Genomic DNA, 10,607 nt, shown 5'->3' with positions numbered 1-10,607 from the left:
ACTTTATTTAGGATAAAAAACTATCTTTATTAGTAAATACGACCTCATATTATACAACCTTCTTACGAATAATTATGTGGTATTACCAAACACAATAAAGATTTATTTCATTGCGAAATAATATTTATAGAGTATATTTGCACTTGCTTTTTAGCAGCAATAAAAACAAAAAAATAGTTAAGTTATGGTTTATAAATTTAGAGTAATTCTAGATGCAGAAGAAGATATTTTTAGAGATATAGCAATTCTTGAAGAAGATACTTTAGAAGATTTACACAATGCCATCTTCAATGCTTTTGGTTTTGACGGAATGGAAGTAGCTTCATTTTATACCTGCGATGAAACTTGGAATCAAGAGGATGAAATTCCACTTTTTGATACCGGAGATGTTCTTGGCGAACAAAAAACAATGAGTGATTATACTTTATCAGATATATTAGATAAAGAAAACACTAAAATTATATATGTCTACGATTTTATCCATATGTGGACATTTTTGGTTGAACTAGCTGCAATAGAAGACCAAGCTGTTGGTAATACCTACCCAGAAACTCTTTTCTCTCATGGTGAAATGCCAGATGATTCAGGAGAAAAAAACTTTGAAGCAGATATGCATGATGATATCTATGGCGAATTTGAAGATGATCTAGACGAAGACGATTTAGACATGTTTGAAGGAGACGATAGTTTCGAAGATTATGGATTTGAAGAGAATTGGAATTAAATTCTTGAGGTACTAAGGTTCTGAGTCGCTAAGATTCTAAGACTTTTCATTAAAGAATATTCTTATATTTATTGAAATTAAATTTTCTAAATATGAGCAATTTCAAAAAGCTTTTAATCTGGCAGAAATCAATGTCCCTAATTACCAAAATCTATATTTCAACAAATAATTTTCCAAAAGAAGAAGTCTTCGGATTAACTTCACAAATAAGACGAAGCTCGATTTCAATTCCAAGCAATATTGCTGAAGGATATGGAAGAGAAAGTAACAAAGATTTTTTACGTTTTTTAAACATTTCAATAGGTTCTTTATTTGAAATGCAAACGCAATTAGAAATTGCTAAAAATATATCATATCTAAACGAAGACGAATTTAATAATTTATATGAGGATAGTCGAGAAGTAGAGAGAATGTTGGTTTCTTTTATTAATAAATTAAAAGAAAGAAACTAAATCTCAGTACCTTTAAAACTTAGCAACTCAGAACCTAAAAAGATGATAAACCTTTTCAACACCCACATCGACACGCTTGCGATTCACCGCGTAGGAAACAAGAGCAGAAACGAAGCTATTTTTTTATCAGACCAACCATTTAATCTAAATGATGAGATTGTTCCTTTGATAAAAGAATACTTTTTCAAGCCTTTTAGAGAGAAAGAAGAAAACTATTATCAGTTTGCGCACGAAGTCGATTTGGATTATAACGACATGTTTAAATATGCTACTGAGATTTTTGACAATCCAGGAAATTTACAAGAAGTTTCAAAAAGGATTACTACGCATTTATACGAGCAATCAAACCACCCGCATATTAAAAACGGTGAGGTTTATGTAACGTATTTAACCAACTTAAGCATCGATAATAATGTTGTTGATGCAATTGGAATTTTTAAAAGTGAGTTACAAGCAGACTTTTTACAATTTGAAGAAAAAGATAGCAACCTTGAGATGATTTTGCAACAAGGCATCAACCTTAACAAACTAGACAAAGGGTGTTTAATCTTTAATTATAAAAAAGAGGAAGGTTATAAAATCCTAACTGTAGATAGTAACCGTTATGATGCACGTTACTGGTTAGAGCACTTTTTATCTGTAGATGCTTTTGAAGATGAAAACTTCATCACAAAAAAATATTTAAAGTTCTGTCAGAGCTTTGCAAAAGATGTAGTATTGCCAGCAGAAGACAAAAAAGAAGAAGTAATGTTCATGAACCGTTCTGTGAATTATTTTGCAAAGAACGACCAGTTTGAAGAAACTAACTTCCTTAACGAAGTATTAGACAATCCAGATTTAATTCCTGAATTTAAAAATTATAAAGTTGATAAAGGAGAGAAATACAGTATAGAAGATGTTACAACCTTCCCTATTGCAAACTCTGCAGTTTCTGATGCAAGAAAATCTATCAAAAACGTTATCAACTTAGATACTCATATACAAATTAAGATGGATTTTATTAATCCAGAAAGTGCTGAGAAATTTGTAGAAAAAGGTTGGGATGAAGAAAAACAAATGTATTACTACTTAGTTTACTTCAATAAAGAAGAGAAGAGTTAATATTAGTTCTTATTCAATTTCACACTTACTCAAAATCAAAGCCTCAACTGCATAGTTGAGGCTTTTTTTTATAAAATAAAGGCAAAAATAAAGGGCTTAGATGCTGTTTATTAGTAATTTTGTATACTAATAAATAATACTCCTATGAAATATCATTTATTCAACGAAAGCCCTTTTAAAACTCTAATCTCGTTTCATAAAATTATTGAAGTTTTAGAGCAAATTGCACAATCAGACGTCGATTATCGTTCTAATTATGCCAAGGCACTTTTGAAAGAAGTAGAGAATTTCCCTGAATTTAGAACAGGAATAGAAGATTTCTCGGTGATTAAAAAAAATGAAACTTTAATCAGCCATTTATTAGCCGATTTATTCCCTACAGCATTAACTAATAATGAAATTAAAGCTGTTACGGTTCCATTTCAGAACTTCACATTCAACTATACCGAAAGATTCAAAAAGATACTTAAAGACGCAGGTACAAATTTTGACGTGACCATACGTGACTTTGATGATCAGGAATTTTATATCACTAATTGTTGCTTAATTTTGAGTGCTTACTACAAACAAAATATAGACTTCAACAAACCTTTTTTCTATGATATTCCAAATGCTGACGGAATCATAAATCATTATCGAATTTTGTATAATGCCGATTTCATGGAAATAATTCCTTCTGACGATGCTCTAAAACTAACACAAGAAGATATCGATTTGCTGATTGATAATTATGATAATGTTGCTTTGTGGAAAGAAAAATTCCCTGTAGGGAGTTGGACTCTAAAAGGATTTGGTATTATTGTTTTATTTGATGCTACAACTGAGAATGCTATTTCTAATTTTAAAAGTAATCTATTAAAATCGGACGCAAACACTGTAGGAACTGATGAAATTATAACAGGCATTTTTAAATCAATTTTTAAAGTTCCTAACTTAAAAGTAGGTTTCATTATTTACAATCCAGAAGAAGAAAAATTCATCCGCCCGATGAAATTTGAAAATAAGCTACAAAGTTTTTTACTTTCTAAAGATCAGGAGATAGATTGTAAAAATGCTTTTTTTGGATGTTCTTTTGAAAATCTATTAAATAAAAAAGAACCACTTGTAATTTCTAATGTCAAAAAATTCATAGAAGAATCAGATAACAAAAGACTTGGTGAGCACTTACTAAAACAAAACATAAACAGTTGTGTTTTTGCGCCAATTATAAAAGACGGTCATTTATTGGGCGTGGTCGAATTAGTTTCGTCTGACCCAAGAGTACTTAATACCATAAATGCAACCAAACTAAACTTGATTATTCCTTATTTGGTCGATACCATCGAAAGATACAATATCGATATGCAACATCAGATAGAAGCAGTAATTCAGAGAGAATATACTACTATCCATCCGAGTGTTTATTGGAAATTTAGAAAAGAATCTGAAAAATATTTCCAAAACAGCAATCAGACAAAAGATTATATTTTTAAAGAAATTGTCTTTAAAGAAGTTTTCCCTTTATATGGACAAATTGACATTAAAGGTTCTTCGGAACACCGAAATGAAACAGTAAAATGTGATTTGAAAAATCAATTGGAAATGTTGCTGGAAATTTTTGAAAATCAAAAAGAAAATTCAAACTTAATTCTTCTGGAACAACGCAAGTTCGAATTACATTCGCTACTGGAAGAACTTGATTCACCCTTAAAAGCAGATTCAGAACAACACATTCAGCGGTATATTGAAGACGAAATACATCCGATTTTAAGAAACACCAAAAGCAATTCTAAAGCAGAGAAACTTGAACAAAAATACTTTGAAAGTCTAGACGAGAAAACTGGTTTATTTTATCAGGAAAGAAAGAAATTTGATAATGCAATGTCTATTATCAACAAAAAACTTGCTGCTATTCTTGATAAAAAGCAAATTGAAGCACAACAAATATATCCGCATTATTACGAACGATTCAAGACTGATGGTGTTGAACACAATTTGTACATAGGAGCTTCTATTGCGCCAACAAAACCATTTGATGTAATGTATCTGCATAATTTAAGATTGTGGCAGTTACAAACATTATGCGAAATGGAATTAGAGCATCATCAGCTTAAAACTTCATTGCCATACGACCTTGATGTTACCTCCTTGATTTTGGTATTTAGCTCCCCTATTTCTATCCGTTTCCGAATGGATGAAAAACGTTTTGATGTAGATGGAACTTATAATGCACGATATGAAGTTGTAAAAAAACGTATTGATAAAGCACACATCAAGGATAGCAAAGAACGTATTACCGAAAAAGAAAAAATAACGATTGTATTTTCTCATAACAATGAAGAAGCAGAGTATTTAAAATATATTAAATACCTACAATTCAAAAAAATACTAGAACCTCAAATAGAACAATTTGAGGTAGAAGATTTACAAGGTGTATCTGGTCTAAAAGCTATTCGGGTAAAAGTGGTAAATAATGTTCCATCTGCTCTAAAAATCACATATCAGGATTTACTAGATGAATTAAAATGAGTTTAAAGCATTCTGAAAGCTGCTACAAATGCTAAGACTGTAATAATGATACCAATCATAAAAAGATTGTAAGCAACTCTTAGCAAGCGGTATTTTCTTTCGAGCACAACTCCCAGATAATATAAATCTTTGATCATTGTACCGTATAGATAATCTTTGTCTTTCATCATTTCATTCATTGCCCATTCGTACTCATGCAAAGGCATTTTGTAAAAATTCCCGAAGAACAATAAATTGATTTTTTTTGCTTCGATATCTTCACGTGTAAAAACTCCAGTCGTAACTTTTGGCCTTGTCGAAAGTATGGCAAAAATTATAGTGATAACACTAGATATCAACATTATAAAAGTTGGGATTACCAAATGTGCATTCTTAGGACTATCTAATTTGGGAATAATTGTAGAAAGCGCTATCGAAATAATAATAGCATTTACAGACAAAAGAATATTGGCTTTACTATCGGCAATGCCACTTAATCGGGTATGATTACCCAATGTTACTCTAAAAAGGGTATCAATTCCTCTATCTGGTTTTTCTAATTTATTTTTTTTCTTTTTAGCTACTTCTCCAAACTCTCCACTAATTTTCGATTCTTGTTTATCCATTTCTTTATGAATCTTTTTTAAATTTTTCTCTTTCAAAGGTTGCCATTTTTCTTTGGCATAATCAGTATAAAAATGGTGTTTATTTTCTAAAAAATCAAGATTTATTGTTGCCCATTCTTCGTTTGAGAATAGCTTATTTTCAGTATTCTGCCATTCCAATCTTAAAAGTTCACAACTATAAACGTACTCAACAGTTGTAATATGAACATAGTCAGCATCTTTTATAATTTTTTCTAAATGCGTTTTAGGCTCATAACATTTTGCAGTAGCAGCAATTAAATCGGAAACTTTCTCGATAAACTCAACGGATTTATTTTTATCACTTAAAAAATCGGTTACAATTCTTACACTCTCTTTTTCATGATCGTTATTCCCTTTTACATACCCTGTATCATGAAACCAAGCTGCAACCAAAAGCATCTCTTTATCATCTACCCCTATATTTTCATTGGCACACAGCTCCTTAACAGCATTCACAACATTAGTTGTGTGGTTAAAATTATGGTACGAATATAAAATAGAAAGTTTATCTTTGAGTAAGTTATAAACAAAATCTTCGGACTGCTCTAATAGGGTCATAAACATATTTTTATACTACTAAATTATGAAATTGTTTTCGGATAATCATTTTATAAATAAGATTAACCCTTATTTAATTGGAATTTCAGGTTCATTTTTAATTCAATCTTGCGCAACACATCACGCACAATTTGGGAAAGATGTCAAAAATCCTATTTCACAAAACGCATTAGATACTTCAAAAATTGCCCATACTCTGTATTTAGTTGGAGATGCAGGAAATGCTGACGAAGTGCAAGCTCAACAAACGCTTGAACTTTTGCATAAAAGGCTTCAAAACTCAGATAAAAACTCGACACTTTTATTTTTAGGAGATAATATTTATCCTAAAGGTTTTCCTAATAATGATAACCCAGAAGCAAAAGATCTTGCCGAAAAAAAGCTAACAAACCAGTTAGAATTAACTAAAGGGTATAAAGGAAAAACAATTTTTATTCCTGGTAACCACGATTGGTATAGCGGAATTAAAGGAATGGAACGTCAGTCAAAATTCGTGACCACTTATCTAAACGATAAAAAAGCATTCTTACCACAAAAAACTTGTGCTATCGAAGAATTAAAAATCAATAAAAAAACTACTTTAATTGTTATAGATAGCCAATGGTTTCTAGAAGATTGGGATGATAACCCGACTATAAATGACAATTGCGACATTAAAACTCGTGATGCTTTTTTTGATGAACTAGAAAGTATTTTAAACAAAAACCAAGACAAAACAGTTCTTATAGCAGTTCATCATCCTTTAATGAGTAATGGCACACACGGAGGTCAATTTTCATTAGAAAAACAGTTATTCCCTCTTGAACAAAAAATCCCGTTACCAGTAGTTGGTTCCGTAATAAACTTAATCAGAAAAACTTCTGGAGTAAGTCCGCAAGACATACAAAATAAGACCTATACACAATTTATAAAAAGAGTAAAAACGCTTTTGCAAAGTCAGGATAATGTTATTGTAATTTCTGGTCATGATCACAACCTACAATACATTAACAATAGTAGTATAAAGCAAATTATAAGTGGTGCAGGTTCAAAATCTGAAGCTGCAAAAGCAGTATTCCCAAATGATTTTTCATACGGAGGGAATGGTTATGCTTCATTATCTCTCTACAAAAATGGAGATACAAGACTTGCTTTTTATGGAAATGAAAATAACAAAGAAAAACTCTTGTTTGATCAAAACATCATCACAGTAAAAGATACTGTTTACCACGAGAACCTACCAAGTAAATTTAATGCAATTACAAAAGCTTCTATTTACTCACCCGAAATGACTAAGAAAAGTATTTTTCATAAGTTTTTATTTGGGCAACATTACAGAAAATATTACAGCTTACCCATTGAAGCTACAACACTTTCCTTAGATACTCTTTTTGGAGGTGTAAAACCAAAACGTGAAGGAGGAGGACATCAATCTAAATCCTTACGAATTGTAGATAAAGACGGAAAAGAATATGTTATGCGTGCTTTGAAAAAAAGTGCATCACGTTTTCTTCAAGCCGTAGCATTTAAGGATCAGTTTGTCGAAAATCAATTTGATAAAACATACGCCGAGAACTTTTTATTCGACTTTTACACCACTTCTCATCCTTATACCCCATTTGCAGTAGGAAATCTGGCAGATAAAATTGGAGTATCGCATACTAATCCTGTTTTGTATTATATACCAAAGCAAGAAACCCTTAAAGGGTATAATTATAATTTTGGAAATGAATTATACATGGTTGAGGAACGTCCGGCAAGTAACCAAATAAGTGTAAAAAGTTTTGGTAATCCGTTGGACATTATTAGCACCGATGATGTAATGAAAAATCTTCATAAGGATGAAAAGTATACCATTGATGAAAAAGAGTACATAAAAGCCCGATTATTTGATATGCTTATTGGCGATTGGGACAGACATAGTGACCAATGGCGTTGGGGCGAATATCATGAAGGAGATAAAATAGTTTACAAACCAATTCCTAGAGATAGAGATCAAGCGTTTACAAAATATGATGGTGCATTACTTTCACTTTTAATGCATATGCCAGCGTTACGCCATATGCAGACATTTAAAGATGACATTAAAAATGTAAAATGGTTTAATCGTGAACCTTATCCACAAGATATTGCTTTCCTTAAAACTGCTCATGAAAAAGATTGGATTGATCAAGCCAAATATATTCAGGAAAATCTTAGCGATGCCGATATTGATGCAGCTTTTAATAATTTACCTAAAGAAGTACAAGATGGAACTCTTGCAGATATTAAACGCAAATTAAAACTTAGAAAAAAGGAGCTTCAAAAATATGCAACCGAATATTATAAAGTTTTAGAAAAGACAGTTTTAATAGTTGGAACCGACAAAAAAGACAAATTTATAATTACGCATAAAGCAAAAGACAAACTTGATGTTGATGTATATCGTATTAAGAAAACGGGCGATGAATTAATTTACACTAAAAATTTCACCGCTGGCAAAACCAAAAATCTTTGGGTTTATGGATTAGATGATGATGATATTTTTGAAGTAAAAGGAGATCATAATTCTCGAATAAATATTCGATTAATTGGCGGACAGAACAATGATACATACGCCATTACTAACGGAAAAAGAGTCAAAATTTATGATTTTAAATCAAAAAACAATACCTACAATATAGATTCTAAAACCAGAACAGTACTCACAGATGATTACCAAACTAATCTTTATGACTATGAAAAAGTAAAATACAATGCTTTCTCTGGTTTGCCTTTTGGCGGTTATAATCCAGATGATGGAGTAAAACTAGGGTTTATTGCTAATTATACTGTAAACAGATTTAAACAGAATCCATATACGCAAAAACACATTTTAAAAGCCAATTACTTTTTTGCAACCAATGGATACGAACTTATTTACGATGGGCATTTCCCTAAAGTTTTAGGCAAATGGGATTTTGATATTCAATCTATTTTAACCAGTCCTAATTTTACTATTAACTATTTTGGTTATGGTAACGAAACCGTTAATAATGATGAAGATTTAGGAATGGATTACAACCGTGTTCGTATGCGAGCTCTAAAAGTAACTCCATCTATTAAAAAAGTAGGTAAATATGGAAGTGAAATAAACTTTGCCACAACTTTCGAAAAAATCAGAATAGAAGAAACCTCTGGAAGATTTATAAATGTTCCTGGAGCTACTAATCCTGATGTTTTCCAGAGTCAGCAATTTGCTGGAGCAACAGTAAAATATAGTTTTGAAAATTACGATTTACAATCATTCCCTTCTATGGGGTTTGGATTTTCGATAGCTGGAAGCTGGAAAATGAATTTGGATAATAGCAAACAAAATTTCCCAACATTAGAAAGTAAAATCAACTTTAATCACAAAATTGATTCTAATGGAAAGTTTGTTTTTGCTACTATTATTAAATCAAAAATTCTCTTTAATAATAATTTCGACTTTTATCAAGGAGCAACTTTGGGTGGTGATTATGATTTAAGAGGGTACAGAAACCAACGTTTTTTAGGAAACCAATCTTTTTACCAAAGTAGTGATATCCGTTGGAATCTTGGAAAAATAAGAAAAAGCATCTTGCCTATGTCTTACGGAATCCTTGGCGGATTTGATTATGGTCGTGTTTGGGTTACAGGAGAAGATTCTAACAAGTGGCACCAATCCTTTGGAGGCGGTTTATGGCTCAACGGATTGGATGTTATCACTGCTAGACTTACTTATTTTAAAAGCGTAGACGAAAGAGCTAGAATTGCGTTTGGTATAGGATTTGGGTTTTAATTATTTTTTAAAACTATATTCATATACCATACCTCCTATTTTTTTTGTTTTTTCGTCGGCTATTAATAACGTTTTATTATCCTTAAAGGCAACTGCTTCTTTTTGAGAAAAATGACCTAAATCTATTTCGGTTTGTGTTCCTTTAAGGAAATTATCTCCTTGAAAATCTTGAAAAAGGATTATTTTATCATGACATAAAACAACTACTTTTTTAGTATCTAGGCTAATTGCAGCACTAGTAATTGCACAATGATTGTAGTTACTACATGTTTTAAAAGTGCCTACTAAAGTTGCTTTTTGTTTTCCAGCAGCATTTGGTATTTTATAAATAGAAGCCGTTCCGTCAAAATTCTTGCTTCTGTTTTTAGTAAACAAATAGAAGTTATTATTAAATTCGAAGAAACCTTCGACATCGTAAAACATTTCGGATTTCTTAGGAGGGAAATCTTTTTGTTCAGGATAAGCAAATGAAATTTTATAACTAGAAACGGCATTTTCTTTTCCTAAAGCTGATTTGTCAATTTTATAAATACATAAATCTTTACGAATATTATCGTTGTTTCCAAAATCGCCAATGTATAAATTCCCTGCTTTGTCTTTTGTAATATCTTCCCAATCTACATTTGTAGCATTTGTAATTGTTACCGTTTTGGCAAGTTCGCCTTGAGCGTTTAATCCATAAATTTTATTAGCATTACCACTATCTTCTAAAGTCCAGAGTATACTGTTTTCAGGAGAATAAATTATCCCTGAAACTTCTTTTAATTTCTTAGGCAGAGAGTATAACGTTTCCAATACGGTAGAATCTTGCTGACAAGCCAACAAAATAAATGCAACAATAATTGAGATATAATTTTTCATATAATAGTAATTTAAGA

7 protein-coding genes are annotated in these 10,607 nt (G+C 31.1%); 5 read left to right on the top strand and 2 right to left on the bottom strand.

The genetic code is table 11. From position 1 onward, the window contains the following. The first annotated feature begins 184 nt into the window (after positions 1-184). From IW20_RS12040 to IW20_RS12025, 4 genes are all read left to right on the top strand, one after another. Positions 185-724, top strand: coding sequence for an IS1096 element passenger TnpR family protein (locus tag IW20_RS12040; RefSeq protein ID WP_035622458.1), 540 nt, complete (start codon positions 185-187; stop codon positions 722-724). Between the two features lie 92 nt (positions 725-816). Beyond that, positions 817-1,176 carry a four helix bundle protein gene (locus IW20_RS12035; RefSeq protein ID WP_035622455.1) on the top strand — a complete coding sequence of 120 codons (360 nt, stop codon included), beginning with the start codon at positions 817-819 and terminating at the stop codon, positions 1,174-1,176. A gap of 42 nt (positions 1,177-1,218) precedes the next feature. After that, the gene (locus IW20_RS12030; protein WP_035622453.1) at positions 1,219-2,277 is read left to right on the top strand and encodes a nucleoid-associated protein; all 1,059 of its coding nucleotides are present in this window, start codon (positions 1,219-1,221) and stop codon (positions 2,275-2,277) included. Positions 2,278-2,421: 144 nt separating this feature from the next. Then, positions 2,422-4,785 carry a GAF domain-containing protein gene (locus IW20_RS12025; protein ID WP_035622450.1) on the top strand — a complete coding sequence of 788 codons (2,364 nt, stop codon included), beginning with the start codon at positions 2,422-2,424 and terminating at the stop codon, positions 4,783-4,785. Positions 4,786-4,787: 2 nt separating this feature from the next. Here IW20_RS12025 and IW20_RS12020 read toward each other — a convergent pair whose 3' ends face one another. Beyond that, the gene (locus tag IW20_RS12020) at positions 4,788-5,969 is read right to left on the bottom strand and encodes a Pycsar system effector family protein (RefSeq protein WP_035622447.1); all 1,182 of its coding nucleotides are present in this window, start codon (positions 5,967-5,969) and stop codon (positions 4,788-4,790) included. Between the two features lie 25 nt (positions 5,970-5,994). Here IW20_RS12020 and IW20_RS12015 point away from each other — a divergent pair, with 25 nt between their 5' ends. Further along, positions 5,995-9,729, top strand: a complete 3,735-nt coding sequence (locus IW20_RS12015) for a metallophosphoesterase (protein WP_035622446.1) — start codon at positions 5,995-5,997, stop codon at positions 9,727-9,729. Here IW20_RS12015 and IW20_RS12010 read toward each other — a convergent pair whose 3' ends face one another. After that, positions 9,730-10,590, bottom strand: coding sequence for a hypothetical protein (locus IW20_RS12010; protein ID WP_035622444.1), 861 nt, complete (start codon positions 10,588-10,590; stop codon positions 9,730-9,732). Positions 10,591-10,607 lie beyond the last annotated feature (17 nt).

The organism is Flavobacterium hydatis (genome assembly GCF_000737695.1).
In the GTDB taxonomy this organism is placed as follows: Bacteria; Bacteroidota; Bacteroidia; order Flavobacteriales; family Flavobacteriaceae; genus Flavobacterium; species Flavobacterium hydatis.
Note: the sequence above shows the minus strand (reverse complement) of the source record. Positions and strands in the feature narration are given on the sequence as shown.

Bases quoted from the DNA above. Each gene is read 5' to 3' on its own strand.
- IW20_RS12025 (WP_035622450.1), top strand. From the start codon at position 2,422: ATGAAATATCATTTATTCAACGAAAGCCCTTTTAAAACTCTAATCTCG.
- IW20_RS12010 (WP_035622444.1), bottom strand. From the start codon at position 10,590: ATGAAAAATTATATCTCAATTATTGTTGCATTTATTTTGTTGGCTTGT.
- IW20_RS12015 (WP_035622446.1), top strand. From the start codon at position 5,995: ATGAAATTGTTTTCGGATAATCATTTTATAAATAAGATTAACCCTTAT.
- IW20_RS12030 (WP_035622453.1), top strand. From the start codon at position 1,219: ATGATAAACCTTTTCAACACCCACATCGACACGCTTGCGATTCACCGC.
- IW20_RS12040 (WP_035622458.1), top strand. From the start codon at position 185: ATGGTTTATAAATTTAGAGTAATTCTAGATGCAGAAGAAGATATTTTT.
- IW20_RS12035 (WP_035622455.1), top strand. From the start codon at position 817: ATGAGCAATTTCAAAAAGCTTTTAATCTGGCAGAAATCAATGTCCCTA.
- IW20_RS12020 (WP_035622447.1), bottom strand. From the start codon at position 5,969: ATGACCCTATTAGAGCAGTCCGAAGATTTTGTTTATAACTTACTCAAA.